Genomic DNA, 26,445 nt, shown 5'->3' with positions numbered 1-26,445 from the left:
GCGGAAAGAGGAGGAGATCGCATGCCGCTGTGGCAGGTGTACCACCCGGTGGGCTCGTACACGCCGGAGGACAAGCAGCAGTTCGCGGCCGACGTCACGGGCTTCTACCAGCGGATCGGGCTGCCGAGGTTCTACGTCGTGACCCTGTTCCACGAGGTGGAGGGCGCGTCGTGCTTCGTCGGAGGGGAGCCGTCCGAGGGCACGGTGCGGGTCGTCATCGAGCACATCGCCCGGCACTCCCGGCACCCGGCCGAGCGCAGGCAGGCGAGTGAGGCCATCAGCCGGCTGGTGGCCCCGTACACGCGGGACCGGGGGCTGTACTGCGAGTTCCACGTCGACGAGACGCCGCAGGACCTGTGGATGACGGACGGCATCGCGCCCCCGCCGTCGGGCAGCGACGCCGAGCGGCTCTGGGTGCGGGAGAACCGTCCGGTGCCCTACTGACGTCGCGGCTCGACGCCCTGACGGACGGGTTTACAGGCCTGTGGTGATCTGTCTCACAGAGCGGCCGGTCCGGTGCTGCCGCCCGGCCGGGCGGCTCTAGGATCATCGGCGCCCCGAAACCCGTCCCGAGGAGTGACCGCATGGAACGCAGGCGTTTTCTCGCCCTGGCCGGAGCCGCGAGCGTGGGCGCCGGGCTCGCCGTCACCGGGGCCGGCACGCCGGCGTTCGCCGCCACGTACCCGTTCTACGACGGCGGCGTCCCCGCGGAGGCGCACACGAAGACGGCCGAGCTCGCGCCGTACGGCCTGACGGTGTTCGCGTTCACGCCGTCGGGCGGCTGGGTCGTCGTGACGCAGGACGGGCGCTACTTCGCCCGCGGCATCCCCGACGCCTGCTTCACCGAGCTGGGGGCCCTGGCCCGCGCCGGCAGGCGGATCCACTGCGTGGCCTTCCCGCCGGAGGGCGGCGACCGCTGGGTGATCACGACCGACAAGGGCATGTCGGCGCGCGGCATCCCCGAGGCGTGCCGGCAGCGGGTGGCGGCGTACTACTCGGCGGGCCAGCAGGTGGTGGACGTCGCCTTCCCGCCCGCGGGCGGCGACCGCTGGACGGTGGCCGCCACGGACGGCTTCCAGGCCAAGGGCGTGGACGACGAGTGCTTCCAGATGATGCGCAACCTGACGCAGGGCGGACGCCGCATCACCCGGGTCGCCTTCCCCAAGGCCGGCGGCTGGGCGGTCGTGGCGCAGGACGAGTTCCACGCGCGGGGCGTCCCCGACGACTGCTTCCAGCGGATGAACACCCTGTCCGCCGACGGCTGGCAGCTGCACAACGTGGCGTTCTCGCCGGGCGGCGGCTGGTCGCTGTCCACCCGCGGCAAGGTGCCCGCCCTCCCCGCCGACCGGGTGCGCCAGGTCGAGAACGCGGTGGGCGGCTCGACCATCTGGCAGCGGATGAGCGCCTGGAAGACGCCGGGCGTGGCGGTCGCGGTGGTGACCGGCAACAAGATCGCCTGGTCCACCGGCTACGGCTGGCTGGAGGCGGGCAGCGGGGCGGCCGCCCACCCGGAGACCGCCTTCCAGGCCGCCTCCATCAGCAAGGCCGTCGCCTCCGTCGGGGTGCTGCGGCTGCTGCAGACGCGCGGGCTCTCCCTGTCCGCCGACGTCCGGCCGTACCTCGGCTGGACGCTGCCGCGCCGCGACTGCGTGCCGGAGACGGCGGCGCCGACGATCGACCGGCTGCTGACCCACCGCGGCGGCGTCGTCGGCCGCGGGTCCACCACTCCGGCCGACGCCTGCTCGGGCTTCGACGCCGGGGGCGGCGGCTTCGCCGGGTACGGCCCGACGGCCACCGTTCCGACGCTGCTGCAGGTGATGAACGGCGAGGGCAACTCGCCGAAGATCGAGCTGACGACGACGCCCGGGGCCGAGTACCACTACTCGGGCGCCGGCTTCGTGCTGCTGCAGCGCATGGTGGAGCAGCAGACCGGCCTGTCCCTCGCCCGCTACATGGACGACGAGGTGTTCACGCCCCTCGGCATGACGTCCAGCTCGTACGACCTGGCGCCCGCCTTCGAGCTGGCCGCCGGGCACACCACGACCGGCGCCGTGATCCCGGGCAGGCGCAACCGCTACCCCGAGTCGGCCGCCGCGGGGCTGTACACGAACGTGCTCGACCTGTGCCGCCTGGTGTCGTACCTCAACCGGGCCTGGTCCGCCTCGTCCGACATCGCGGGCCCGCTCAGCAGGGCGTCGGTGCGGACGCTGCTCACCCCCGGCCCGCAGCCCGACATGGGGCGCGGCCTGTTCGTGTCGGGCGCGGGCACGGACGGCTTCTCCTACACCCACGACGGGTCGAACTACGGCTTCAGGTCGGTGTTCAAGGGGTACCCGAAGCTCGGCGCGGGCTACGCCGTCCTCGCCAACGGCAGCAACGCGGCCCTGGTCACGGAGGTCGCGGCGGCCGTCAGGAAGGTCTACGGCTGGCCCTGATCCCAGGGGCCGCGCCCTTGCGCGGGTCACCCCGGGCCCACACCATGGGACGGACGCCGGCCCGGTGCCCGGCCCTACCCGAGGAGTGACAGACCCATGGACGCCGACGTCATCGTGGTCGGAGCCGGTCTCGCCGGACTGGTCGCCGCCCACGAGCTCACCAGCAGGGGCAGGAAGGTGGCGCTGGTCGACCAGGAGAACGCCGCCAACCTCGGCGGGCAGGCCTTCTGGTCGTTCGGCGGGCTGTTCCTGGTGGACTCCCCCGAGCAGCGGCGGCTCGGCGTGAAGGACCACGTCGAGCTGGCCTGGAGCGACTGGCGGGGCAGCGCCGGCTTCGATCGGCTCGACGACGAGGACGCCTGGGCGGTCAGGTGGGCGCGGGCGTACGTGGAGTTCGCCGCCGGGGAGAAGCGTTCCTGGCTGCGCTCCCACGGCATCTCGTTCCTGCCGACGGTGGGGTGGGCCGAGCGCGGGAGCCTGCGCGCGGGCGGCCACGGCAACTCGGTGCCGCGCTTCCACGTCGCCTGGGGCACCGGAACCGGCGTGGTCGCGCCGTTCGCGGCCTCCGCGCGGCGCGCCGCCGCGGCCGGCCTGCTCTCCTTCCACCACCGTCACCGCGTGGACGAGCTGGTGGTCACCGGCGGCACCGTGACGGGGGTGCGGGGCACGGTCCTCGCCGACGACCGGTCGCCGCGGGGCGTGGCCTCCAACCGCGACGCGGCAGGCGAGTTCGAGCTCGCCGCGCAGGCCGTCGTCGTCACGACCGGCGGCATCGGCGGCGACCACGACCTGGTGCGCCGCCACTGGCCGGAACGCCTCGGCACCCCGCCCGCGAACATGATCACCGGCGTGCCCGCGTACGTGGACGGGCGCATGCTCGACATCAGCGCCGCCGCCGGCGCCCGCCTGGTCAACAGGGACCGGATGTGGCACTACACCGAGGGCGTGCGCAACTGGGACCCGGTCTGGCCGGGCCACGCCATCCGCATCCTGCCGGGCCCGTCCTCGATGTGGTTCGACGCCCTCGGGCGGCGCCTGCCCGAGCCGTGCCTGCCGGGCTACGACACGCTGGGCACGCTCAGGTACCTGCGCACCACCCCCGACCTCGCGCCGTACGACCACTCGTGGTTCATCCTCACCCAGCGGATCATCGAGAAGGAGTTCGCGCTGTCGGGCTCCGAGCAGAACCCCGACATCACCGCCCGCGACCGGCGGGCGTTCATGCGGGAGCGGCTGCTGAGCAAGGGCGCCCCCGCGCCGGTCGAGGCGTTCAAGCGGAACGGGGCCGACTTCGTCGTGGCCGCCGACCTGGAGGAGCTCGTCGCCCGCATGAACAAGCTCACCGACGAGCCGCTGCTGGACGCCGCCGCCGTGCGCGCCCAGATCCGGGCCCGCGACCTGCAGCTCGCCAACCCGTACAGCAAGGACGCGCAGATCCAGGGCATCCACAACGCGCGCCGCTACCTGGGCGACCGGCTCGGCCGGGTCGCCACCCCGCACCGCATCCTCGACCCCTTGAACGGCCCGCTCATCGGCGTCAAGCTGCACGTCCTCACGCGCAAGACCCTCGGCGGCATCCAGACGGACTTGCGGTCGCGGGCGCTCGGCCCCGACGGCGAGCCGGTCGGCGGCCTGTACGCCGCCGGCGAGGTGGCGGGCTTCGGCGGCGGAGGCGTCCACGGGTACAACGCGCTGGAGGGCACGTTCCTGGGCGGCTGCCTGTTCTCCGGCCGCGCGGCGGGCCGCGACCTGGCCCAGGCGCTGGGCTGAGGGTGGACCCGGTGCGGGTCAGCGGGCTCCGGCGGCGCGGAGCAGGGCGGCCACCCGCGTCTGGCCCTTCGCCACCGCGTGGGCGAGCGGGGTGACGCCCTCGCGGTCGGCCAGGTTCACGTCGGCGCCCGCCTCCACGAGCAGGCGGACGATCTCCTGGTACGGAGCGCCGCCGTCGCCGAGGATGACCGCCTCCAGCAGGCCGGTCCAGCCGAGGTCGTTGACGTGGTCGACGTCGATGCCGGTCTTCAGCACCTCGCGGACGTAGTCCACGTGCCCGCGCTCGCAGGCGGGGATGAGGGACACGCCGCCGTAGCGGTTGCGCAGCGTCAGGTCGGGGCCTGCGGGGAGGAGCGTCCTCAGCATGGCGACGCTGCCCGTCACGCCGGTGACCAGCCAGGGCGAGTCGCGCCTGGCGTCCTGCGCGTCCGGGTCGGCGCCGGCCGCCACCAGCATCTCGGCCACCTCCACGTGGTCGCCGGCGACGGCGAGCAGCAGGGCCGTGCGGCCGGTGGCGTCGCGGGCCTCGACGTCGGCGCCGGCCGCGAGCAGGTCGCGGACCCCGGCGACGTCGCCGCGGGCGGCGCGGGCGAGCAACTGGTCATCGAGCATGCCTCCCCCTTCCCAGGTCACCTGATATCACACCAGACCAGCACAGACCCCACCGAAGCGGCCCCAGCTTGCCAGGCCGTCTCAGCCGAGCTGCCCGGCGACCGCCTTGAGCCCCGCCTGCGCGATGGCCTCGTCGATGTCGCCGCTGGGCGCCCCGCCCACGCCGATGCCCGCGACCGGAGCGCCGCCCGACACGACGGGGACGCCGCCCGCGAGGAACAGGGTGCCGGGGATGTCGGCGATCGACGGACCCGTACCGGTGAGGCCCTTGCCCAGCTCGCCGGTCGTCCTGCCGAAGGAGACCGCCGTGAACGCCTTCCGCCTGGCCGACTCCTCCGTCTGCGGGCCCGCGCCGTCGCCCTTCAGCACCAGCCGGGTCGCACCCGACCTGTCGACGACCACGACGGTGACCCGCTGCTTCTGCTTGACGGCCTCCTTCATGGCGGCGTCGGCGATCTTCAGGGCGGCGTCGGCGGAGAGCGCGGAGGTCTGCACGACGGCCTGCGCGGCGGGCTCCTTCCTGTCCGGCGCGGCCTGGGCGGCGGGCGCGGCGACGGCGAACGTCCCGGCCAGGAGGGCGAACCCGGCGACAGGGCCGGCGAACAGGCGGGCGCGAGCGGTACCGATCATGGTTTCTCCAGTTCAGCGTGGGGTCGAACCGTGCACGTCCAGCGTGGCGCGGGCGCCGTCCCCTGCCATCGGGAGCGCGGGCGATCCGCCGCCGCCGAGCGGTCGAGCCAGGGGTCAACCGATCGGTTGATGCGCCGCCCCGGGCGTCCGGGCCAGGCTCGACCAGCCGGTACGGTCGGGGAGCAGGTCCGCTGGGGAGGAGGGCGATGAGGGAGCGCGTCTGGCTCAACTGGGCCATGCATGCCGGGTTCTACCTGCTGCTCCTGGCCTCCGCCCTGCGGCTGGTGTCGCGGCACGACCTGGTCCCGCGCACCGTCGCGGCGCTCGCGGTCGCCGGGCTGCTCGCCCTGGCCTACGCGGCCGGCATCGCCCTCTGGAGCCGTCTCGGGCTCCGGCGGCTCGTCTGGCTGGGCGGGGTCTCCGCGGTGTGGCTGGCGCTGGTGGTCCTCGCGCCGTCGTTCAGCTGGTGCGCCGTCCCCCTGCTGTTCGTGTGCCTGCGGCTGCTGAACGCGCGCGGGTTCGCCGTCGCCGCGGCGGCGCTCACGCTCGTGGTGATCGCGGCGCAGTTGGAGATCGCGCGGGAGGTGGACGTCAGCCTGATCCTCGCACCCATCGGCGTGGCCACCATGACCGCGGTCGTGTTCTGGGAGCTCCAGCGCGAGAGCTCGGCCCGGCAGCTCCTCATCGACGACCTCGTCCGCACGCGCGGCACGCTGGCCGGCTCCAGGCACCGTACCGGAGTGCTGGAGGAGCGCGAGCGGCTCGCCAGGGAGATCCACGACACGCTGGCGCAGGGGCTGACCAGCATGGGCATCCTCCTCCAGGCCGCCGACCGCATGTGGGCGTCCGACCCCGAGCTCGCCCGCGCGCACGTACGCCGCGCCGCCGCGGCCGCCGCGGAGAACCTCGACGAGGCCCGGCGGTTCGTCCGCGACCTCCAGCCGCCCGGCCTGGTGGACGGCTCGCTGCCCGAGGCGCTGGCCCGGCTGTGCGCGCACTCCGCCGACGCCTCCGGTCCGGACTCCGGGCCCCTGGTGCGCTTCCGTCAGGAGGGCGAGGCCTACCCGCTGGCACCCGACGTGCAGGCGGCGCTGCTGCGGGTGGCCCAAGGGGCGCTGGCCAACGTCCGCGACCACGCGGGCGCGCGCGCCGCCACGGTGACGCTGTCCTACCTGGACGGCGAGGTGACGCTGGACGTGTTCGACGACGGCGCCGGTTTCGCCGAACCCGCGCCGGCGCCCGGACGCGGGTTCGGACTGCGGGCGATGCGCGCCCGGCTGGCCGAGGTCGACGGCACGCTGGCCGTCGAAAGCGTCCCCGGCGAGGGCACGGCCGTGGCCGCCAGGGTGGCCACGGCCGTGCCCGCCGGGTGGGGCCGGGAGGAGGCGCGATGAGGCTGTTCCTGGTGGACGACCACCCCGTGGTCCGCGCCGGGCTGGTGGCGCTGCTCGGCGGCGAGACCGACATGGAGGTCGTCGGCGAGGCCGCCGGCGGCGAGGAGGCGCTGCGCGGGATCGCCGCCCGCGAGCCGGACGTCGTGCTCATGGACCTCCAGCTCGGCGACGGCATCGACGGCGTGGAGACGACCAGGCGGGTCCGCGCGCTGCCGTCGCCGCCGCAGGTCCTCGTGCTGACGACGTACGAGACCGACGCCGACCTCATGCGGGCCGTCGACGCGGGGGCGACCGGCTACCTGCTCAAGGCCTGCCCGCCGGAGGAGCTGTTCCAGGGCATCCGCGCCGCCGCCAGGGGCGAGACCGTGCTGTCGGCCAGGGTGGCGACCCGGATGATGCGGCGGATGCGGGAGCCCGGCACGGCGCTCAGCGCGCGCGAGGTCGAGATCCTGGAGCTGCTGGCGAGCGGCGCGGGCAACAGGGAGATCGCCAGGCGCCTGTTCATCACGGAGGCGACGGTCAAGACGCACCTGGTGCACATCTACGGCAAGCTCGGCGTCGAGACCCGCACGGCCGCCGTGACCGCCGCCGTCGAACGCCGCCTCATCCGCCTCCCCTGACCCGGCTCGCGCCCGCGAGGCACAGGCGATACTGGCGGCAGGGTGATCGACGGTGCGGGAGGCAGAGTGCGGCACAAGGAGACGGCGGCGCTGACGTTCGGGCTGACGTTCGCGCTGGTGGCGGGCTGCGGCACCGCGGGCGCCCTCAGCCAGGACGTCATCGACCAGGCGCTGCGGCAGGGCGCGGCGCCCGACCTGATGTACGTGGTGGAGCTCCCCGGGTACGAGCTGGCCGAGCAGTCGGTGGGCGGCATCAACGAAGAGGGGTTCGGCGCGTTCTACACCTCCCCCGACGGCAGGCGGGTGGAGATGCGGGTCGATCGCGGGCCGTACCGGTGCTCGGGCACCTGCGAGCGCGACGGCACCGGCTGGTTCACCGTCGACGGCGGGCGGCAGGAGTACGCGGCCGTCCGCGAGGACCATCACCTGCGGCTGATCTGCGACGTCGGCCAGGTCGAGCGGGGCGTGCTGAAGCAGGCGGCCGAGTCGGCGCGTCCGGCGGTCGGCACGGGCACGCCCTCTCCCCCGCACTCCCCGGTGGAGCGCGGCGACCTTCCTGAGCACGGCGACATGGCGCCGCTCAACCCCACAGGACCCGGCGGCTGACCGTCCGCGCCCGCGCCGCGCGTCCCGGTGGCGCGGCGCAAGGATGTTCAAGACCGGCGGCGCCAGGTGCGGCACGGTGGCGGGCGTGTCGCATCCTCCCGCCCAGCAGGCCCCCGGACGTCCGGGCGCCCTGCTCGCCGTCCTGCTCACCGGTCAGGCCATGGCCTCCATGGACGGCTCCATCGTCAACGTCGCCCTGCCCGCGATCCAGCGCGACCTCGGCGCGTCCGGCGTCGCCCTGCAACTCGTCGTGTCGGCGTACCTGCTCGCCATGGGCGTGCTCATCGTCACCGGCGCGCGGCTCGGCGACCTGCTCGGCCACCGGCGGGCGTTCCTGGCGGGCCTGGCCGGGTTCACCTGCGCGTCGCTGCTGTGCGGCCTCGCCCCGGACGCGCCGCTGCTGGTGGCCGCCCGGGTGGCGCAGGCCGCCGGGGCGGCGCTGATGATCCCGCAGGTGTTCTCGCTCATCCGGCTGCGGCGGTCGGGGGCGGCGCTGCGGCGGGCCGTCGGGCTGTACTCGATGGTGCTGGCGCTCGGCGTGGCGGCCGGGCAGGTCGCGGGCGGGCTGGTGGTGGGGGCCGACCTGCTGGGGCTGTCCTGGCGGCCGGTCTTCCTGGTGAACGTGCCCGTGGGCGTGGTGCTCGTCCTCGCCGGGGCGCGGCTGCTGCCCCGGGCGGAGCGCACGGCCGCCAGGCTCGACCTGGCGGGCGTGGCGCTGCTGACCGCCGCCATGACCGCCGTGCTGGTGCCGCTGGTCCTCGGCCGGGAGCACGGCTGGCCGCTCTGGACGTGGCTCTGCCTGCCCGCCGGAGGGGTGCTGTTCGCGGGGTTCGCGGCGGCCGAGACGCGGCTGGCCGCGCGCGGCGGGCTGCCGCTGCTGGACCTCGGCGTGCTGCGGCTGCGCGGCGCAGGACCCGGCCTGCTGGCGTGCGTGCTGGTGATGGCGTGCTACACGGCGTTCCTGTTCGCGCTCACGCTGCACCTGCAGGAGGAGCTGGGCTTCGGGCCGCTCGCGGCGGGGCTGGCGTTCGTCCCGTACGCGTGCGGGTTCGCGGCGCTGAGCCTGACGTGGGCGCACCTGCCGGCCAGGGCGCGGGCGGCGCTGCCGGTGGCGGGGCCGCTCGTGTTCGCGGCGGTGGCGGTGGCCCTCGCCGTCCTGACCGGCCTGCCAGGGGCGGACGGGCTGCCAGGGGCGGGCGGGCTGCCAGAGGCCGGCGGGCTGCCAGAGGCCGGCGGGCTGTCAGAGGCGGGCGGGGTCGCCGGGGCGGTGGGCCTGTCCCCTTCGGTGGGATCGCCCGCTCTCGCCGGGGCGTGGCCCGCGGCGGTGACGGCGCCTCTGCTGTTCGCGGCGGGTGCGGGGCACGCCGCGGCCTACAGCCCGCTGATCGCGCAGGTGTCGGCGGTGGCGGGAGCGGCGCGGGCGTCGGCGGTGTCCGCGATCAACTCGACCGGGCCGATGCTCGCCTCCGTGCTCGCGGTGGCCGGGCTGGGCGGCGTCTACCTCTCGTACGGGCTCGCGGGGACCCTGGCGCTGGTGGCCGCGTTCCTGGTGGCCGGGGCCGTGTCGGCGGCGGTCGCCCGGCGCGGCCTCGCTCCGGAGGGCGCCTCCACGGCGCCCGCCCCGGGCCCCGCGTCCTCCCCCGGCTCAGGCGAGCGGCCGGTGCGACGCCTCGGGGGCGAGCGGCGGGTGCGACGCCCCTGACGCGGGGTGCATAACCTCCGTATAACCACATCAGGTGACATGGGGGTTATCGGGCTTCTGTTGGACTCCCTCTCCCGGTGCCGGGATCGTCCCGGCACCGGTCAGGGGGAGGGAAGATGTCGATCGCGTCCATCGCCCGCGCGCCGGCCAGGCCGTCCGCTCCGGTGGCGGGGGCACGGCCGCGGCGCGGGTGGCGCCTGCTGCTGCTCGGCGGGTGGCTGGCGCAGGTGCTGCTGCGGCTGTGGCTGTTCCGCGACCACACCGGCCCGGTGGCGAACCCGGACGAGACGGGCTACCTCGTCGCGGCCCGATGGCTGGCGGGTGGCGTCGGCGGCGACCTCAGCGGCTCGACGTTCTACCAGGGCGGGTACGCGCTGCTGCTCGTCCCGGTGTTCTGGGTGACCGACGACCCGGTGACGGCGTACCGGCTGGTCGTCGTGATCGGGTCGGCCGTGGCGGCGGGGGCGTTCCTGCCGGCGTACCTGCTGCTGCGACGGCTGGAGGTGGGGCGCCGGTTCGCGGCGGTCGCGGCGTTCACGGCGACGCTGTCGCCGTCGCTGCTGCTGTTCTCGGGGCTGGCGCTGGCCGACGCGGTGCTGCCCACCCTGGTGCTGGGCTGGCTGGTCGCCGTGCACGACCTCGTCAGGACGGGCTCGGTCAGGGCGGGCGCGGCGGCGGGCGCGCTGGCCGGGTACGCCATGGCGGTGCACCTGCGCGGGACGGTGCTGCTGACGGTGCTGCTGGCGGTGTGCCTGCTGACGGCGGCGCGCCTGCTGCTCACCCGGCGCCGGACCCCGGCTCGGGCGACCCCGGCTCCGACCCCGACTCCGGCGACCCCGACTCCGGCTCCGGCAACCCCGGTTCCGGCGACCCCGGCTCCGGTTCCGGCTCCGACCCCGGCTCCGGCGACCCCGGCGACGTGGCGGGGGGCGGGGGTGGCGGCCGGGGCGGCGGTGCTGGTGGCGGGCGCGGGGATGCTGCTGAACCGGGCGCTGTCGGCCGGCCTGTACCCGGACGGCCCGCGCGATCTGTCGGGCCTGCTCGTCTCCCGCCTCACCACCCTGGACGGCCAGGCGTGGGCGGTGTCGGGGGCGCTCGGCCAGCTCTGGTACCTGATCGCCGGCACCTGGGGCCTGGCCGGCGTGGGCCTGGCGGGCGCGGTGACGCTGGTGGCGCGCCGGTCCGGCCCGCCCGCCCACCGCGTGGCCGCCGCCGCGCTGCTCGCCCTGACCCTGGGCGTCGCGTACGCCTCCTCGGCCGCCCTGCCGGACGAGCACCGGGTGGGCAACTACGCCTACGGCCGGTACCTCGCCTGCGTCGCGACGGCCTGGGTGCTGGCCGGGCTGCTGGTGCTCGTACGGGCCCGGCGCGGGGCCGTGGTGGCGCACGCCGTGGCGGGCGCGGCGCTCATGGCGGCGGCGGGCGGCCTGGCCGCCTGGTACGCGGGCGACCGCCTGCACCGGTACGCCTTCATCGCCTTCGACTTCCCGGAGGTGATGTTCCTCAACGGGGTGCGTGACAGGCTGGACCTCGCAGGGGCGTCATGGGCGGCGCTCGCCCTGCTGGCCTGCCTGACGGCGGCGGCCGTGGCCGCTCCCGGGCCGCGGCTCGCGACGGCCGTGCTGGCGGTGGTCAACGTGGCGTTCGTGGTGCACCTGGCCCCGGCCGCGGCGCCCCCGCCCGGCAGGGACTGGCTGCCCGCGCCCGGTCCCGGCCGGGTGGCGCTGGACACGCGGGTGCGGTGGAACGTGTGGGTGCCGCTGACGTACCGGGTGTGGTGGACGGAGCTGGAGCGCTTCGACGGCCGCCGCGGGGCTCCCCCGGCGGGCGCGTGCGGCGCGGTGGTGCCGTGGGACGCGGGCGCTCCCCCGTCCCCGTGGACGGTGGCGGCACCGGGTGGCAGGGACGGCGGCTGGACCCTCTGGACGAACGCCGGGAACCCGTCCTGCCGGGCGGGCGCGGGCGGAAGGTGACCTTCGACCCTGTCGCTCGGGGGCGGAGCCGGGCATGCTCGGTCACGTACCGCCCTGCCGGACACTCGGGGGGACGGCGCGCCGGGCGAAGGCGGCCATCCGTGCTCACGCACGTCCTTCCAGGCGGCGCGCCGGCTCCCCGAACCCGGTCGCCTAGGACAGGAACTCGACGATCCTCGGCTGCCAGCTCACCAGGTCGGTGGCCTGCCGCGACACGTGGAGGGTGCTGCCGGGCAGCAGCTCGCGCAGCCGCTCCGCGGTCGAGACGGGGTGGGCGGGGTCGGTGTCCCAGGCGAGGATCAGCACGGGCAGGGTCAGCGCGGCCAGGTCGGCGGGCGCGGGCAGGTCGCCGCGGGCCGCGCCGCGCAGCAGGGACGGCAGGAGGTCCTCGGCGACGTCGGGCAGGGTCGGGGGGACGTTCAGGTCGCGGAAGATCTCGGGGATCTCGGCCCCCTCGGCGGCCTTGGCGAGGCCCTCGGCCACGCCGTGCTGCTCGATCACGTCGGCGAGCCGCCGGTACTCCTCGGCCTTGGCGGGGCGGGTCTCCCAGGCCGTCGGCGGGATCGTCAGCACCAGCCGGTCGAACCGGCCCGGCGCCTTGAGCGCGGCGTGCAGCAGGGTGGCCGTGCCCATGGACGCGCCGACGCCGGCGGCGGGCGCGCCGTCGCCGACCTCGTCGAGGAGGGCGAGCAGGTCGTCGGCGAGGGCGGGGAAGAGGTAGTCGGCGGGCTCCGCGCGCCCGGTGGACTCGCCGTGGCCGCGGGCGTCGTACGCGACGACCCTGCGGGCGGTGCGCTCGGCCACGGACGGCCAGTTCAGCAGCCCCGTCCTGGCGTCGGACGCCCTGCTGCCCAGCATGCCGTGGGCGTACACGGCGAGCGGGCCGTCACCGTGCTCCTCGTACGTCAGCACGGCACCCGGACGCGAAATCTGTCCCATTCTGGCCCCCTTTATAGGCATGTGCACCCTCAGCATGGCACACCGCGATCATCCGGGAGGAAACACCGATCGGGCCGCGCCCGTCCGCCCGAGATGTCTCGTGCCGAGGGCCGGCCGGGCACCGCTCCGGGGCGCCCGGCCGGCCCTCCTCCTCACGTCACAGCCGGCGGCTCACCCCACCGTCAGCGTGTACGCCTTGGTCACCGGCGTGCTGAGCCGGTCGTAGTCACGCAGCCGCACGGTGAACGTGGCCGACCCGGCGGCGGCCGGCCTGCCGCTGATCTCGCCGGTGAACCTGTCGAGCGTCAGCCCCTCCGGCAGCGCCCCGTCCACCACCTGCCAGTCGTAGAACGGCACGCCGCCCTTCGCCTTCAGCCTGCCCGAGTAGGCCGCGCCCGCCCTGGCGGCGGGGAGCGACGCGGTCTCGATCGACGGCTTGAGGAACGGGGTGAGCTTCCTGTTCAGCTTCCACCCCGCGTTCTCGGCGATGAGGAGGCTGAGCTTGGTCAGCTCCCACCGGCGGGTGGGGAAGAAGTGGTGCCAGCCTCCGCTCTGCCCGCTCAGCCGGTCCCAGTACGGCTCGTTGCCCGGCACGTGGTAGCTGGTGTCGAGCGGCACCGGGTAGCCCTGGTAGCCGATGACCTCCCGGTCGTCCTCGCCCTTGCTCGCGACGTAGTCCGCCATGCCCTTCCACCAGTCGTGGAAGGCGACGGCGTGGCCGAACTCGTGCATGACCAGGCCGTGCACGTCGATGACCTGGCCGAGGTCGGTCTTGTACCAGTCCTCGTCGGCCAGCGACGTGAACAGCTTCATCAGCTCCTCGTCGTACTCCAGGATCATCGAGTACGACCGGTGGTACGGCGTCGGCTTGCCGTCCACGGTGTGGAACTTCCCGTTGTTGGCCGGATAGCCGGTGGAGTAGGGCCGCTGGATGCCGCGGAAGAACACGTAGACGCCGTTGTACGGCTTGGCGTTGCTCGTCTGGACCTCGTTCTGCCAGTCGTCGCCCGGCAGGTGGCTGACCTCGTCGCCGGCGGGCACGGTGTCGAACGGCTTGAGGTCGAAGAAGGCGAACCAGTTGCGCACGGCCGTCTCGGCGGCCTGGCGGACGCCGGGGTCGGAGAAGTAGCCGGTGACGGTGTCGTAGCGGTAGTCGAAGTCGATGGGGATCGTGGGTTCGAGCTTCTTCTTCTCGTCCTGCTGAACCATGATCGGCATGGTCTGGGTGACGGCGGCGCCGGTGGCGTCGGTCGTCCTCATGATCCAGCGGTGCCGTTCGTCCTGGCCGGGCCCCTGCTTGGAGTGGATGGCGAGCCGGACGACCTCGCGGTCGGCCGGGCCGGTGAGCGTGAACGACTTGGTGGCGCCGGTCGCGGTGAGCTCGCTCGGCAGGTTGAACATCAGCCGCGAGGTGCCCTCGGCCTTCAGCTCGACCTTCAGCGGGTAGGCGACGCCGGGCGTCTTCGGCGCGCGCACGGTGAGCTCGACGTACGGGTTGGCCAGGTAGCCCTCCCAGTCCACGAGCTGCACGCCGTAGTCGTTGACCTTGCGGTAGAAGATGTCGTACACGTCGAGCGGTGGGGCGGCGCGCCGCTCGGCGAGCCCGGGGCTGGGCGCCGACAGGGTGGCGGCCAGCGCGAGGGTGACCGCGGCCGGGAGCAGGCGCACGGCGGCTGATCGTTTCATGACACCTCAGTTCTTGATGCCGGTGAGGGTGACCCCCTCGATGAAGTAGCGCTGGAGGAAGAAGAACAGCGCGATGATGGGCGCGATGACCGCGGCCGAGGCGGCCATCAGGTAGCCCCACTGGGTGATGTAGATGCTCTGGAACGAGGCCAGGCCGAGCGAGAGCGTGTAGTTCTCCTCGCTGTTCAGGTAGAGCAGCGGGCCGAGGAAGTCGTTCCAGGTGCCGATGAAGGTGAAGATGGTGACCACGATGATCGCGGGCTTGGACAGCGGCATGACGATCGTCCAGTAGACCCGCCAGGGCGAGGCCCCGTCGATGTAGGCGGCCTCGTCCAGCTCGAACGGGATGGTCAGGAAGAACTGCCTGAGCAGGAACACGTTGAACACGCCGCCGCCCGCGCCGGCGAACCAGCTCGGCACCGTCAGCGGCAGGATCGTGTCGAGCGCGCCCAGCTCCTGCCACATGACGAAGGTCGGGATGAGCGTCACCGCGTACGGCAGCATGACGCCGCTCAGCAGCAGCGCGAACACCACGTTCCTGCCCCGCCAGCGCAGCCGGGAGAAGCTGAACGCGGCGATCGAGCAGGTCAGCACGGTGCCGACGACGCTGACGACGGCGATGACGACGGTGTTGACGAAGTAGCGGCCGAACGGCTGCGCGGTGAGCGCCTCGGTGAAGTTCGACCACTGGAACGGGTCGGGGATCCACTGCGGCGGCGCGATGAACATCTGGCTGTCCTGCATGAGGGCGCTGCGCAGCAGCCAGACGAACGGCAGCAGCGTGGGGATCGCCCCCGCCGTCAGCGCGACGTAGGTAAGGGCCTTGCCGTACTTCCTCGGCCCGCGCCGCGCCGGGACGGGCGCGACGCTCTTGGGCCGCGGCGGGGCGGTCAGGGTGGTCATCGGGCTCCCGCCATCTCGTAGTACACCCAGCGGCGGGCGTTGCGGAACATGAGGAAGGTGACCACCATGATGATCATGAAGAGCACCCAGGCGAGCGCGCTGGCGTACCCCATCTCGCTCTCCCTGAACGCCTTGCGGAACAGGTAGTAGACGTAGAAGAGGGTGGCGTTGTTGGGACCGCCCTCGGTCATCACGTACGCCTGGTTGAACACCTGGAAGGTGCCGATCACGCCGACCACCAGGTTGTAGAAGATGGTCGGGGTCATCATGGGCAGCGTGACGTGCCAGAAGCGGTGCCAGGGCCCGCCGCCGTCGATGGAGACGGCCTCGTACAGGTGCCTGGGCACGCCCTGGAGACCCGCCAGGAAGATCACCATGGTGTTGCCGAAGCCCCAGGTGCTCATGATGATGAGCGAGGGGATGGCGGTGGACTCGCCGTAGATCCACATCCCGCCGGGCAGCCCGCCCTGCCTGAGCAGGGAGTTGAGCAGCCCGAAGTCGGGATTGAAGATCCAGATCCAGAGCACCACGTTCGCGATGGCGGGGACCAGCGTCGGCAGGTAGAAGACGGTCCGCCAGACCGCCAGGCCGCGTACCTTCTGGTTGAGCAGCATGGCGACCGCGAAGCTGACGATCATGACGAGCGGCACGGCGCCGAGCGTGTAGTAGGTGGTAGAGCCGAGCGACTGCCAGAACAGGTCGTCGCCGCCGAGCCTGGCGTAGTTGTCGAGGCCCGCGTACTCCAGCGAGCCGCCCACCTTCCAGTCGCTCAGGCTGAACACGAGGGAGGCCACCATCGGCCCCGCCGTGAAGATCACGAACCCCAGGATCGCGGGCAGGGCCATGAGCAGGCCCCAGCGGCGCTCCAGGCGCCGCTGGCCGGACAGCGCGGCCATCCCGTCACAGCTCCTGCGTGTGGTGCCAGCCCTGGAGCTGCGCCGTGATCTTCGGCGCGACCTCCTTGAGCACCTCCGCCGCGGACCGCTTGCCGGTCTCCAGCTCCTGCAGGGCCGGAGTGAGCAGGTCGCTGGAGATCGCCGACAGGTTCTTCAGCCGGTTGCGGAAGTCGGGCACACCGTGGTCGCGGGCGTAGTCCACCACCGCGGTGCGGAACTCCTGCGGGTGCGCGGCGTTCTTCGTCCAGGAGTCGATGGCCGCCTGGTCCTCGTAGTACTTCTTCTCCTGCGGCATCCACAGGCCCTGCTGGTACAGGTCCACGTAGCGCGGGTCGATGTGGAAGGCGAACAGCTCCACCGCCTCCTCCACGTGCTTGGTGCCCGCGAACACCGCCGACGCGCCCGCCACCTGGCTGGCCGTGAACGGCTCCCCGTACTTCGGCAGCACGCCGATGCCGTAGTCCACCTTGCTCTCGTTCATGTCGAGCAGGCTCCAGTGGCCGTCCACGACCATGGCGACGCGCTTGGTCTTCAGCAGGATGTTCGTGCCGGGCACGTCGTCGCCGGTCGCCGCGAGCTGGCCGGGGCCCGGCGCGACCCGGTGCTTGTACACGAGGTCCTGGAGGTTCTGGAACACCTCGATCGCCTCCGGCGCGTCCAAGAGGCACTTCCTGCCCTGCTCGTCGGCGATGTCGCCGCCGTTGCCGCGCAGGAAGCCGTACCAGGCGGCGCCGTACGTGATGCTGCTGGAGATGCCGAACTGCCTGACCTGCTTCGGGTCGAAGCCGGACTCGTCCGGGTGCCTGCCGTTCTGGTCGACGGTCAGCTTGTACGCGTTCTCGACGAGCTGGTCCCACGTCCACGCGTTCGCCGCGTCGGCGGGCGGCGGCGCGATGCCCGCCTCGGCGACCGCCGACTTGCTGTACCACAGCAGCTCGATCTCGTTCGCCGTGGCGACGCCGTGCAGGTTGTCCTGCCCGGACCACAGGTAGGCGTCCGGCAGGTAGCCGGCGAGCTGCGGGTACTTCTTCAGGTAGGGGAAGAGGTTGACGAGCTTGCCCTGCTCGCCGAGTCGGAACGACATCGCCATCGGCACGTAGCCGACGTCCGGCACCCTGCCGCCGGCCACCAGCGTGTTGAGCTTCACGTCGTACTCGTCCGGTGTGAACAGCGGCTTGACCTTCCGGCCCGGCTTGCTCCGCTCGAACGCCTGGAGCATCTTGTTCACGGCCTTCTGCTCGAACGTCGAGCCCCAGTACATGAACTGCAGCTCGACGGCCCCCGGCGCGCCCGCGCCGCCACCGCCACCGCCGCACGCGGCGGCCGCCGCGCCGAGGGCGGTCAGGCCGCCCATCCTGAACAGATCACGTCTTCTCATGAGCTTTCGTCCTTACGCGAGGGGGATCCACACCCGCATGGGGCCGCCGTCGCGGTTGTCCCACTGGTGATAGGGGATCGCGGTGGCGGTCACGCCGGTGGTGGTCGCGACATGGTGGGTGCGGTACGGCAGGCCGCCTTCCGGCTCGGTCACGGCCAGCGCGTCCGTCTGGATGAGGACGGTCCTGCCGACGCCGGGCAGGTCGTCCACGGGGGTGACGCGCAGCGGCGCGCCGGGGACGAGGGCGAGGTCGTCCACGGCGGCCTCCTGGTCCGCCTGCTCGAAGCAGTAGACGAGCGGCCCGCGCTCGACGGCGGCGCAGCCGCGCAGCGCGTCGACGCGGCGGTGCGCCCGCACCAGGCGCGGCGTCATGTCGAGCTCCAGCTCGACGGTGTCGCCCGGCTTCCAGGCCCGGCGGATCACGGCGTAGCCGTCCTCGCCGGGAGTGAGCGAGCTGGAGGCGCTCCAGGCGGGCACGCGCAGGCGCAGCGACCACTCGGTGCCGGGGGCGCGCTCCACGGTGACGGCGATCCTGCCGTCCCACGGGTAGTCGGTCTCGACGCGTAGGGCGACGTCGCCGGAGACGATGCGGCCCTCGGCGTACTGGTGGACGGCGAGGCCGTCCGGCTCGGCCGTGGCCAGGTAGTGGCCGAGCGACGACACCAGGCGCATGATGTTCGGCGGACAGCAGGCGCAGGCGAACCACTCCCTGCGCCGGCCGAGGTAGGCGTCCTCGACCAGGTCGCTCCTGCGCTGCAGCGGGTTGACGTAGAAGAAGCGCACCCCGTCGGCCGAGGTGGACGCGGCGAACGCGTTGTAGAGGGTGCGCTCGATCAGGTCGGCGTAGCGGCCGTGGCCGGTGGCGAGCAGCAGCCGCCAGTTCCAGTGGATGCTCGCGATGGCGGCGCAGCTCTCGTTGTAGGCGCGGTCCGGCGGCAGCTCGTAGCGCTCGCCGAACGCCTCGCCGTCGTGGCGCGAGCCGTGGCCGCCGGTGATGGAGGTCTTGGTGGCGACCAGGTCCTCCCAGCGTCGCACCGAGCACTCCAGCAGCGACTCGTCGCCCGTCTCCAGGTAGAGGTCCACGACGCCGGCCTCCAGGTAGAGCTGGCGGACGGCGTGCCCGACGGCGGTGTCCGCCTCCCTGACCGGCAGGTGGTCCTGGGCGTACAGCATGCCCATGCCGCTGTCCTTGATCAGGCCCTTGCCGCGGTTGTCCACCAGCTTGCCCGCGAGCTCCAGGTACGGCCGGTGCCCGGTCAGCCGGTACAGCTCGACCAGCGCGGTCTCGACCTCGGCGTGGCCGTCGATGCCGTCGTCGCCGCCGGTCAGGAACACCTCGACGAGGTGGTCGGCGAAGCGCCGCGCCACGTCGAGCAGCCGGCCGTCGGTGCCCGCGCGGGCCCCGGCCACGGCCGCCTGGAACAGGTGGCCGGCGCAGTACATCTCGTGGCTGTACTCCAGCTCCGCGTAGATCTTGCCGGGCTTGACCACCTGGTAGTGGGAGTTCAGGTAGCCGTCGGGGCGCTGGGCCCTGGCCAGCAGCGCGGCCGACTCCGCGACGAACTCCTCGTACTCGGGGGCGGGCTGCCTGGCGTGCTCCCAGGCGACCGCTTCGAGCTGCTTGTACAGGTCGGAGTCCTGGAAGCGGTAGCCCTTGAACTCCCCTTCCGCCTCGCCCGCGGCCAGCCTGAGGTTGGGCACGGCCCCAGACCGCTCCATCTGCCGCAGCCCGAGCGGGATGCTCGCCTCGCGGTTGGTCCGCTGCCAGCGGGCCAGCGGGCCACCGGTGATCCGCACGTCCCGCACGCTCAACGGCCGGCGGGCGCCTTCCCTCGGCACGGCGGGGCCACAGATCTGTTCGGGGACGGTCTGTTCGGGGACGGCCATCATGCTCCCAACGAGAAAAAGTGGGAATAGGTTTTCTCGATGGGAGAGTAGAATGTCACACAGGACGGGTCAAGGGGTCTTGCGATCACGTATTCGGGGGCTAACATGCTGTCGGGTCAAGGAGGAAAACGGTTGTCCAACTCGGCGCACGAGACCGGCAGGACGGTGACCATCAGAGACGTCGCCGCCGCCGCGGGAGTCTCCATCGGCACCGCGTCCAAGGCGCTCAACGGCGTGGGCAGGATGCGGGAGGAGACGAGGGCCCGCGTCATGGCCGCCGCCGAGGAGCTCGAGTTCCGTCCCAACCCGCTCGCCCAGGGGCTGCTCGCCGGGCGCACGTACACCGTGGGGCTCGTCACCTGCGACAGCTTCGGCCGCTTCAGCATCCCCGTCATGCTCGGCGCCGAGGACGCCCTGGGCGCCGGGCAGGTCTCCGTGTTCATGTGCGACACCCGCGACGACCCGATCAGAGAGCACCACTACGTCGAACGCCTGCTCGCCCGGCGCGTCGAGGGCATCATCGTCACCGGCAGGCGCACCGAGCCCCGGCCCAGCATCGGCCGCGACCTGCCCGTCCCCGTCGTCTACGCCATGACGCAGTCGCAGGACGAGTCAGACCTGTCGATCATCCCCGACGACGAGGGCGGCGGCGCGCTCGCCGCCCGCCACCTGCTCGCCACCGGCCGCACCCGCGTCGGCCACGTCACCGGCCCGCAGGGCTTCCAGGCCGCGCGCCGCCGCGCCGCCGGGCTGACCGGCGTCCTCTCCGAGGCCGGGCTGCGGGTCGCCGGAGACGTCCTCCACGGCGACTGGAGCGAGGAGTGGGGCCGCCAGGGCGCCGACATCCTGCTGCACGCCGCACCCGACGTCGACGCCATCTTCTGCGGCAGCGACCAGATCGCCCGCGGCGTCGCCGAGACGCTGCGCGAGCGCGGCAGGCGCGTGCCCGAGGACGTCGCGCTCGTCGGCTTCGACAACTGGGAGCCGATGGCGCTCGGCTGCCGCACGCCGCTCACCACCGTGGACATGAACCTCGGCGAGATCGGCAGGGCCGCCGCCGCCCACCTGCTCGACGCCATCGCGGGCGAGCCGACCCGCTCCGGCGTCCTGACCGTCCCCGCCACCCTGGTCCTCCGCGAGTCCACCAGGCGCGGCTAACCCGTCAGGGCCGCGACCGCCATCGCCGAGGCGGCCAGGCCGCCCGCCGCGACCAGGGCGGCGGCGATCAGCGGCAGGCGGCCGATCCACTGCCGCAGCCGCGCTGATCTCGCCCTGCTCATCAGCGCGTTCCCGCCTCGCAGGACGGCGATGCCGACTCCCGCCAGGGTGACCGCCATCCCCACGCCGAAGGCCGCGACCATGGCGAGGGCGAACCCCGCCCTTCCGGTGAGCAGGCCGGTGAGCAGCAGCAGAAAGGCCGAGGGTGAGGGCAGCAACCCACCGGAGGCGCCCATCGTCACGATGCCACGCCAGGTCAGCAGCGACTCCGCGTGGCCGTGCCCATGACCAAGCCCGTGCCCGTGCCCGTGCCCGTGCCCGTGCCCGTGCCCGTGGCCGTGGCCGTGGCCGTGGCCGTGACCGTGACCGTGGGTCGGGCGGAGACGGAGGTGGCGGCGCAGGAGACCGACGCCGACGCCGAGCACGACCAGCGCTCCTGCCAGCTGCAACCACCGCGTCACCGCTCCCAGGGAGGGCGCGCTGTCCGTCATGAGCCACCAGCCGACCGCCAGCACGGCCACGGACACGGTGTGCATGGCCGCCACGACCACCCCGAGCAGCACCGCGTCCCGCGTCCTGCCGTTGCCGCCCACCAGGTAACCCGCCGTCAGCGTCTTCCCGTGCCCCGGCGCGCACGCGTGCACCGCGCCGGCCACCAGGGCGACCAGCAGCGCCAGCGGCAGCACCACGTCGCTGCCCACCAGGGAGGACAGCTCGGCCGTCCACACGGCAGAGGCAACCGGCGGGGCGAGCGTGCTCCCCGTGCCGTCGAAACGCAGCACGTGCGCGGGAGAGTCCGCCGTGTGCAGGGCGCCCCCGCCACCCGGCGTCGTCGACACCGTCCGATAGGCCGGGTCCAGGTCGGTGAGGGTGGTGATGGTGAGCGTGACGGCGCGGACGGCGGCCGGGCAGCGGAAGCGGAGCACCGCGCCGGAGGCGGGCAGGTCACGCACCGCCTCCAGCCGACAGGCTCTCCCTTCCTGCGACACCGCGATGTGCTCACGCAGGTAGCCGCCCACCGGCGGGGCGAGCCGCGCCAGGTCGTCGGCGGCGGCCGACCAGGTCACCTCGACCGTGTCGCCGCTCGCCGTCGCCTTCGCCGCGAGCGGCGGGCCGAAGGGGTGTGCCCACCCCGGGCCCGCCGCTCCCAGCAGGTACAGCGCCACCACGCCCGCAGCCGCGAGCAGGCGGGCCAGACCCCGTGCCGTGGTCCCGATCACTGACCGCGGACCCTCGTGGCCGCGAACGCGTGGATCGAGCCGTCGTCGGTCAGCGCGTAGAGCATGTTCCCGCTCACCGACAGCGCGGACGCCACGCCCGCACCCAGGTTGTACTCGGCCAGCCTGCGGCCGCTCGCCCGGTCGAGCGCCACCACGCGTCCGTCCCAGGTCGTGGCATAGACCACGGTCTCGGTCGCCAGCGTGTGCATCGCCGGAGACCCGGGACCCGCCGCCGTGCATCCGGCCGCGACCCGCCACTTGTCGTCCATCGGGCTCTCACCCGGCAGGTAGCCCAGCGGCGTCTCCCAGACCGGCTCGGCGGGAGTCGCCGAGGCGGTGTCGTAGGCCCTGACCACACCGTCCACGCTCGCCACGTACGCCATCGCGCCCCTGGTCGCCGGGCTGGTCACCGGAGGCGGCCCGGGCTCGCAGGTGCTGCCCGTGCCGAGCTTGGCCTGCCAGAGCACCTTCGCGCCCGCCCCCAGGTCGTGACCGCGTACCCCGGAGGAGGTCGCGGTCACCAGCTGGGTATCGGTGAAGGCGGGCGAGGACTGGGTGAACAGGTCGCCGCCGGTGTCCACCGAGGACAGTCGCCCGCAGGTGGCCAGGTCCATCGCGACCAGTGACTGGCTGGACCCCGAGTGCAGGTAGGCGGTGGTGGCGCCGGGCCTGCGCACGGCGACGCTGTGGAACTCGCCCCAGCCGGCGGGCGCGGCGAAGCCGCCCGGGAGCCTCGCGCCGGTCCTGGCGTCGCGGCACACCACGGTGTCCCACGCCTGGTAGACCGCCACGGAGCGACCCGGCAGGTCGAAGACGCTCACCGGTCCGCCCGCCCGACCGTAGCGGCGTACGGTCTTGCCGGCGACGTGCTCGTCGTCGATCGTCTCCCACACCACCTTGCCGGTGCCCGCGTCGAGGGCGTAGACACGGCCGACGCCGGTGGTGAGGTAGACCTTGCCGTCGTGCACCGCCGGGAAGGACTCGGCGTCGCCGTCCAGGTAGGTCCGCCACGCCTCCGCGCCGGTCAGCCCGTCGTAGGCCAGCATCATGCTGTACGGCGAGTCGAACGCCTGCGAGGCGACGATCACCTTGCCGTCCCACACGGCCGCGCCGTTCAGGTGGAACTGCTCGCCGGTGCTGGCCGCCCAGCGCAGGTCGAGCCTGGCGCCCGGGTCGTCCTCCGCCGACGAGCGTGACTCCTCGTCACCGCCCTGCCTGGCCCAGTCCTGACCGAGCCGGGGCTGGTCGAGGCGGCCATCCGCGAGCACCTGGAACGTGGTCCTGACCGTCGGCCAGGTCTTCCCGGCGGTGTCGACCGCGACCATCTCCGCCGTGTACGTGCCCGGGTGCAGGCCGGTGATCCGGGAGCTGACCCTGGTCCACGAGACGTGCGCCGTGGGGCACGGCTCCGCCGTACCGCCCGGCGGGGTGTAGCAGTTGACCCGGCCGGCGGGCTTGACCTCGCGCCCGAACTGCAGGCGACGGTCGTGCCACGCCACCTTGCCGTTCTTGAAGCGGACGGTGAGGTCGGCCGTGGCCGGGGTGCGGCCGTCGTCCTCGGCGTACAGCTCGACCGGCACTCCGGCCTTCGCGCCGTGGACGCTGCCCTCAGCCGGGCTCACCAGCGCGACGTCGTCGTCGACGTCGAACTGGCGATGGGTGCCCGCGACGTAGCCGGTGTCCTCGTTCTCCTCGGTGGCCGGGTCGTCGGTGATGCCGCCGAAGTCGAGGATCTTGTAGTCGGGCCTGGCGGAGTCGATGCCGTACACGCCCATGTTGTTGACCTCGACCGACCTGGCGAACGCGCCGCGCCGAAACTCGGCCTGCTGGTTGTGGCCGGCCGCGAACATCCGCACGTCGTACTTCGCCAGCTCGTCCACGGTCGGTTGCATGCCCGCGCCGGGGCCCCAGCGGGTGAACAGCGACCGGTGCGCGAAGACCAGCACCTGCTTGCCGACCGCGTGCCTGCGCAGATCCTCGCGCAGCCACGCCAGCTGGGGAGCCAGGCCGCTGGAGTCGTAGTTGTCCTCCAGCACCACGACGTGGCGGCCGCCACGATCGAAGCTGTACCACTCGGGGCCCATGTTCCTGCGCCAGTACTCCAGGCTGCCACCGTAGCCGGTGGAGGTGGCGGTGCCGCCGATGTCATGGTTGCCGACGACCGGATAGTACGGGTGTCCGAGCCTGCCCTTGCGCAGGCCCTCGCGCAGGATGTCGTAACCGCCCTGGCGGCGAGGCTCGGCCGCGTAGTCGGTCACCGTGAGGTCGCCGGTGGTCATGGTCAGCGTGGCGCCGTGCACCTCGGACATCGCCTCGACCTGCCCCTGCCAGCGCGGCAGCGTGTTCCTGGCCTCGGCGTCGGAGCGGTTGCCCACCTCGACGTCGGAGACCATCAGCCACTTCTCCTTGGGGTCGGCGGCGTCGTCGTCGGGGACCAGCGCGAAGTCCAGGCCCTTCAGCGGCCCCTGCCCGCCGGGCACCTCGCGGAAGAACGCCGGCACGTAGTCGTCGCGCAGCGCCGGCGTGTAACCGTTCGGCGAGACGACGCTGACCAGGTCGGTCTCCCTGCGGTTGCGGTCGAGGGTCATCGAGTAGCCGCCGTCGGCGCCGGTGGTCGCCCACACCGCGCCGTCGGTGACGGACACGCCCGGCAGGCCCTTCTCCCTGGCGTCCTTGACGCCGTCGCCGTCCTGGTCGGCGAAGACCGTCCCTTCCACGGTCACGCCGGCGGCGCCCCGGCCGGCGAGCGTGAACGTGACCGGCTGGCTCAGCGGGGCGTAGCCGTCGTCGGCCAGGAAGTACGCCTTCCAGGTCCCCTCTGCGAGGGCGCCGCTGCTCAACGTGACGGTGCCGGCGGCGAGCGGCGCGTACGCCCAGGCCTTGGAGCCGACGTCACCGGGCTTGTCGTCCGGGCCGTACAGGCCCACCCAGTTGCGGGCGGCCGACCTGTCGGTGGCGTAGCGGAAGGTGAGCGCGTCACCGGCTTTCGGGTTGACGGTGGTGAGTTCCAGCGTGCCGCCGGTGGCAGCCGCGCTCGGCGACGTGGCGCCCGCAGGGGTGTCGGCGGCGGCCTGCGCGGCGCTCGGCGCGAGCACCGCGATCACGACCCCCGCCGCCACGACGCCCTGCCATCCGGTACGGCGCCGCAGCCAGAGCAGCGCGGTGACGGCCAGGACGGAGCCGAGCAGGAGCGCCGGCAGGGGCAGCGACGGCCACGGCGAGCGCGGCGCGTGCGAGCCGGTCGCGTCGACGAGCGGAAGCGAGGCCGTCACGTTCGACGTGACGCCGTCGAACTCGGCCACGATCTGCGACAGCCCGCCCGCACGCAGCAGCCCGCCCAGATCCAGGCTGTCGACGGCGCACGACCACGCGAGTTCGATGACCACACCGCCGGGGAGGCCGCCGCTGTCGCCGGAGACCCCGTGCGCGCTGACCGGGCAGCCGCCGCCCAGCAACTCGCCCGCCCAAGATCCGGCGCGTTCCGGGGACACGACGTCACGGTGCACAACCAAGCGACCGCTTGTCACTCCGGCGGTCGTACTGACGACCAACTCGGCATGGCTACGAGTCAGATGGGCGGAGGCAGGACCAGTGGAGATACCGAGCGTGACGGCCAGCGTCGCCACGAACACCCCGAGGATCCGCACAGTACGTAAGACATGAAAGGGGGCAGTTGACACGCGACAAAACTAGACAAGTTTGGATTTCCAGCCGAGATGTCGGGAGGGATGTTCATCCCGTTCGTCCCAACAGTTCACCCATGCCTCTCACAAGGAAAGGGCGGCCTCGGCGCGGGCGGCGGTCAGCCGTTCGGCTCGGCGCGGCGGGAGCGGGCCAGAGCCAGCCCGCCGAGCACCGCGCCGACCAGCCCGAGCACCAGGGCCACGCTCCCCCCGAACACCCCGTTGCCGGTGCCGAGACCGCCGTCGGCGACGGCCAGATTCACCGCCCCGTTGAGCCCGCCGGCCAGCCCCAGCACCAGGGCCACGACGGCCCCCCTCCTCCCGCCGCCGGCACGACGGGCGGAACGCAGCGCCGGCCAGCCGACGGCCACGCCGCCCAACGCCACCAGCGCGGCGACGCTGGCCCAGACCCGCCGAGAGGTCCCGAGGAAGGTGTCCACCCCCTGGCCCGCGCATTCCGCCGCCGACGTGCAGACCGGCGAGACCCCCTGGGCGGCGAGCATGGACAGGACGGACATGAGGCTCTCCTCCGTTTCGACTGGATGACAGAACCATGTCCGCTGAACCCACAGCCGGTCATCCCTCCGGCGGAGACACCTCTCGCTGCCGCGGACGCAGCACGAGATCTACCGCGCCCGCGGTAGACGCGGCGCTAGCTGTACTTGGCCAAGATCTTGGTGACACGTGGCCTGAGATAATTGATCATGAAGAAGACCTCCGGGCGTAGTGGAGTTGCCGACTTCACCACCGCACGGAGGTCTTGATGGGTCACGCTAACGCTCGACTGACGTTTCATGGCAGATGCCTGCTGGTTCGTCGTGTCGTGTTCGACGGACGCCCGGTCGCGCACGTCGCCGCCGAACTGGGCATCTCCCGTCAGTGCGGGCACCGCT

20 protein-coding genes and 1 pseudogene are annotated in these 26,445 nt (G+C 73.2%); 10 read left to right on the top strand and 11 right to left on the bottom strand.

What is annotated here, in order from left to right; translation table 11 throughout:
* Positions 1-21 precede the first annotated feature (21 nt).
* From BMX74_RS41210 to BMX74_RS41200, 3 genes are all read left to right on the top strand, one after another.
* A complete protein-coding gene (locus tag BMX74_RS41210) occupies positions 22-444 on the top strand; it encodes a tautomerase family protein (protein ID WP_055506777.1) in 423 nt (140 codons plus the stop codon).
* Positions 445-584: 140 nt separating this feature from the next.
* Complete coding sequence (locus tag BMX74_RS41205) at positions 585-2,435, top strand: serine hydrolase domain-containing protein (RefSeq protein ID WP_091105859.1); 1,851 nt, start codon at positions 585-587, stop codon at positions 2,433-2,435.
* 96 nt (positions 2,436-2,531) lie between these two features.
* Positions 2,532-4,205, top strand: coding sequence for an FAD-binding dehydrogenase (locus BMX74_RS41200; protein ID WP_091105858.1), 1,674 nt, complete (start codon positions 2,532-2,534; stop codon positions 4,203-4,205).
* Positions 4,206-4,223: 18 nt separating this feature from the next.
* On the opposite strand, the gene BMX74_RS41195 is transcribed toward BMX74_RS41200, so the two are convergent.
* Entirely contained in the window at positions 4,224-4,817 is a 594-nt protein-coding gene (locus BMX74_RS41195) for an ankyrin repeat domain-containing protein (protein ID WP_055506774.1), read from the bottom strand.
* Between the two features lie 81 nt (positions 4,818-4,898).
* Entirely contained in the window at positions 4,899-5,447 is a 549-nt protein-coding gene (locus BMX74_RS41190) for a GlcG/HbpS family heme-binding protein (RefSeq protein ID WP_091105856.1), read from the bottom strand.
* Positions 5,448-5,653: 206 nt separating this feature from the next.
* Here BMX74_RS41190 and BMX74_RS41185 point away from each other — a divergent pair, with 206 nt between their 5' ends.
* The 5 genes from BMX74_RS41185 to BMX74_RS44680 all read left to right on the top strand — a co-directional run bounded on the left by BMX74_RS41185 (position 5,654) and on the right by BMX74_RS44680 (position 11,742).
* Positions 5,654-6,841: a sensor histidine kinase gene (locus tag BMX74_RS41185; protein ID WP_091105854.1), complete on the top strand. Its 1,188-nt coding sequence runs from the start codon at positions 5,654-5,656 to the stop codon at positions 6,839-6,841.
* Positions 6,838-7,461 carry a response regulator gene (locus tag BMX74_RS41180; RefSeq protein ID WP_091105853.1) on the top strand — a complete coding sequence of 208 codons (624 nt, stop codon included), beginning with the start codon at positions 6,838-6,840 and terminating at the stop codon, positions 7,459-7,461. The genes BMX74_RS41185 and BMX74_RS41180 overlap by 4 nt, the downstream gene beginning before the upstream one ends.
* 66 nt (positions 7,462-7,527) lie before the next feature.
* Positions 7,528-8,067, top strand: a complete 540-nt coding sequence (locus BMX74_RS41175; protein WP_091105851.1) for a hypothetical protein — start codon at positions 7,528-7,530, stop codon at positions 8,065-8,067.
* Positions 8,068-8,152: 85 nt separating this feature from the next.
* Positions 8,153-9,769 carry an MFS transporter gene (locus tag BMX74_RS41170; protein ID WP_256257605.1) on the top strand — a complete coding sequence of 539 codons (1,617 nt, stop codon included), beginning with the start codon at positions 8,153-8,155 and terminating at the stop codon, positions 9,767-9,769.
* A gap of 116 nt (positions 9,770-9,885) precedes the next feature.
* A complete protein-coding gene (locus tag BMX74_RS44680) occupies positions 9,886-11,742 on the top strand; it encodes a hypothetical protein (RefSeq protein ID WP_177227712.1) in 1,857 nt (618 codons plus the stop codon).
* A gap of 153 nt (positions 11,743-11,895) precedes the next feature.
* Here the strand turns inward: BMX74_RS44680 and BMX74_RS41160 are convergent, their stop codons facing one another.
* The 6 genes from BMX74_RS41160 to BMX74_RS41135 all read right to left on the bottom strand — a co-directional run bounded on the left by BMX74_RS41160 (position 11,896) and on the right by BMX74_RS41135 (position 19,341).
* The gene (locus tag BMX74_RS41160) at positions 11,896-12,681 is read right to left on the bottom strand and encodes an alpha/beta fold hydrolase (RefSeq protein WP_063792261.1); all 786 of its coding nucleotides are present in this window, start codon (positions 12,679-12,681) and stop codon (positions 11,896-11,898) included.
* Positions 12,682-12,852: 171 nt separating this feature from the next.
* The gene (locus BMX74_RS41155) at positions 12,853-14,367 is read right to left on the bottom strand and encodes an Ig domain-containing protein (RefSeq protein ID WP_091105848.1); all 1,515 of its coding nucleotides are present in this window, start codon (positions 14,365-14,367) and stop codon (positions 12,853-12,855) included.
* A 6-nt stretch (positions 14,368-14,373) separates the two neighbouring features.
* Positions 14,374-15,270 (bottom strand): carbohydrate ABC transporter permease, encoded by an 897-nt coding sequence (locus tag BMX74_RS41150; protein WP_055506767.1) that lies wholly within the window; start codon positions 15,268-15,270, stop codon positions 14,374-14,376.
* Complete coding sequence (locus BMX74_RS41145; RefSeq protein WP_055506766.1) at positions 15,267-16,166, bottom strand: carbohydrate ABC transporter permease; 900 nt, start codon at positions 16,164-16,166, stop codon at positions 15,267-15,269. Before BMX74_RS41145 ends, BMX74_RS41150 begins: the two co-directional genes overlap by 4 nt.
* Before the next feature lie 4 nt (positions 16,167-16,170).
* A complete protein-coding gene (locus BMX74_RS41140; protein ID WP_091105846.1) occupies positions 16,171-17,544 on the bottom strand; it encodes an extracellular solute-binding protein in 1,374 nt (457 codons plus the stop codon).
* Between the two features lie 12 nt (positions 17,545-17,556).
* Entirely contained in the window at positions 17,557-19,341 is a 1,785-nt protein-coding gene (locus BMX74_RS41135; RefSeq protein ID WP_218154243.1) for a glycoside hydrolase family 127 protein, read from the bottom strand.
* 222 nt (positions 19,342-19,563) lie between these two features.
* On the opposite strand from BMX74_RS41135, the gene BMX74_RS41130 reads away from it, so the two are divergent.
* Positions 19,564-20,589, top strand: coding sequence for a LacI family DNA-binding transcriptional regulator (locus BMX74_RS41130; protein ID WP_055506764.1), 1,026 nt, complete (start codon positions 19,564-19,566; stop codon positions 20,587-20,589).
* Here the strand turns inward: BMX74_RS41130 and BMX74_RS44675 are convergent.
* The 3 genes from BMX74_RS44675 to BMX74_RS41115 all read right to left on the bottom strand — a co-directional run bounded on the left by BMX74_RS44675 (position 20,586) and on the right by BMX74_RS41115 (position 26,070).
* A complete protein-coding gene (locus BMX74_RS44675) occupies positions 20,586-21,869 on the bottom strand; it encodes a hypothetical protein (protein WP_218154242.1) in 1,284 nt (427 codons plus the stop codon). The two genes, BMX74_RS41130 and BMX74_RS44675, sit on opposite strands and share 4 nt — an antisense overlap.
* Positions 21,866-25,360 carry an outer membrane protein assembly factor BamB family protein gene (locus BMX74_RS41120; protein WP_218154241.1) on the bottom strand — a complete coding sequence of 1,165 codons (3,495 nt, stop codon included), beginning with the start codon at positions 25,358-25,360 and terminating at the stop codon, positions 21,866-21,868. Before BMX74_RS41120 ends, BMX74_RS44675 begins: the two co-directional genes overlap by 4 nt.
* Positions 25,361-25,671: 311 nt before the next feature.
* A complete protein-coding gene (locus tag BMX74_RS41115; RefSeq protein ID WP_055506763.1) occupies positions 25,672-26,070 on the bottom strand; it encodes a DUF6223 family protein in 399 nt (132 codons plus the stop codon).
* Between the two features lie 245 nt (positions 26,071-26,315).
* On the opposite strand from BMX74_RS41115, the pseudogene BMX74_RS41110 reads away from it, so the two are divergent.
* Positions 26,316-26,445: pseudogene (locus BMX74_RS41110) on the top strand (IS481 family transposase); the annotation flags it as partial.

This window comes from Nonomuraea pusilla, from assembly GCF_900109355.1.
GTDB lineage: Bacteria > Actinomycetota > Actinomycetes > Streptosporangiales > Streptosporangiaceae > Nonomuraea > Nonomuraea pusilla.
This window is presented reverse-complemented; position numbering and strand designations above follow the sequence as displayed.

What these genes read in the sequence shown, in the direction of transcription:
- BMX74_RS41210 (WP_055506777.1), top strand. Translation starts at nt 22, where the DNA reads ATGCCGCTGTGGCAGGTGTACCACCCGGTGGGCTCGTACACGCCGGAG.
- BMX74_RS41205 (WP_091105859.1), top strand. Translation starts at nt 585, where the DNA reads ATGGAACGCAGGCGTTTTCTCGCCCTGGCCGGAGCCGCGAGCGTGGGC.
- BMX74_RS41200 (WP_091105858.1), top strand. Translation starts at nt 2,532, where the DNA reads ATGGACGCCGACGTCATCGTGGTCGGAGCCGGTCTCGCCGGACTGGTC.
- BMX74_RS41195 (WP_055506774.1), bottom strand. Translation starts at nt 4,817, where the DNA reads ATGCTCGATGACCAGTTGCTCGCCCGCGCCGCCCGCGGCGACGTCGCC.
- BMX74_RS41190 (WP_091105856.1), bottom strand. Translation starts at nt 5,447, where the DNA reads ATGATCGGTACCGCTCGCGCCCGCCTGTTCGCCGGCCCTGTCGCCGGG.
- BMX74_RS41185 (WP_091105854.1), top strand. Translation starts at nt 5,654, where the DNA reads ATGAGGGAGCGCGTCTGGCTCAACTGGGCCATGCATGCCGGGTTCTAC.
- BMX74_RS41180 (WP_091105853.1), top strand. Translation starts at nt 6,838, where the DNA reads ATGAGGCTGTTCCTGGTGGACGACCACCCCGTGGTCCGCGCCGGGCTG.
- BMX74_RS44680 (WP_177227712.1), top strand. Translation starts at nt 9,886, where the DNA reads ATGTCGATCGCGTCCATCGCCCGCGCGCCGGCCAGGCCGTCCGCTCCG.
- BMX74_RS41160 (WP_063792261.1), bottom strand. Translation starts at nt 12,681, where the DNA reads ATGGGACAGATTTCGCGTCCGGGTGCCGTGCTGACGTACGAGGAGCAC.
- BMX74_RS41155 (WP_091105848.1), bottom strand. Translation starts at nt 14,367, where the DNA reads ATGAAACGATCAGCCGCCGTGCGCCTGCTCCCGGCCGCGGTCACCCTC.
- BMX74_RS41150 (WP_055506767.1), bottom strand. Translation starts at nt 15,270, where the DNA reads ATGACCACCCTGACCGCCCCGCCGCGGCCCAAGAGCGTCGCGCCCGTC.
- BMX74_RS41145 (WP_055506766.1), bottom strand. Translation starts at nt 16,166, where the DNA reads ATGGCCGCGCTGTCCGGCCAGCGGCGCCTGGAGCGCCGCTGGGGCCTG.
- BMX74_RS41140 (WP_091105846.1), bottom strand. Translation starts at nt 17,544, where the DNA reads ATGAGAAGACGTGATCTGTTCAGGATGGGCGGCCTGACCGCCCTCGGC.
- BMX74_RS41115 (WP_055506763.1), bottom strand. Translation starts at nt 26,070, where the DNA reads ATGTCCGTCCTGTCCATGCTCGCCGCCCAGGGGGTCTCGCCGGTCTGC.